We start from the raw sequence: 541 nt of genomic DNA on the forward strand, positions 1-541 counted from the left end.
CGCGTGTGTGAAGAAGGCCTTTTGGTTGTAAAGCACTTTAAGCGAGGAGGAGGCTACCTAGATTAATACTCTGGGATAGTGGACGTTACTCGCAGAATAAGCACCGGCTAACTCTGTGCCAGCAGCCGCGGTAATACAGAGGGTGCAAGCGTTAATCGGATTTACTGGGCGTAAAGCGTGCGTAGGTGGCCAATTAAGTCAAATGTGAAATCCCCGAGCTTAACTTGGGAATTGCATTCGATACTGGTTGGCTAGAGTATGGGAGAGGATGGTAGAATTCCAGGTGTAGCGGTGAAATGCGTAGAGATCTGGAGGAATACCGATGGCGAAGGCAGCCATCTGGCCTAATACTGACACTGAGGTACGAAAGCATGGGGAGCAAACAGGATTAGATACCCTGGTAGTCCATGCCGTAAACGATGTCTACTAGCCGTTGGGGTCTTTGAGACTTTAGTGGCGCAGCTAACGCGATAAGTAGACCGCCTGGCGAGTACGGTCGCAAGACTAAGACTCAAATGAATCGACGGGGGCCCGCACAAGC

General features: G+C 50.8%; 1 rRNA gene. It reads left to right on the forward strand.

The features are described from left to right. Positions 1-541, forward strand: a 16S ribosomal RNA gene (locus EER30_RS46835); the annotation flags it as partial.

It is taken from the genome of Actinoplanes solisilvae, from assembly GCF_003999975.1.
Lineage (GTDB): Bacteria > Actinomycetota > Actinomycetes > Mycobacteriales > Micromonosporaceae > Actinoplanes > Actinoplanes solisilvae.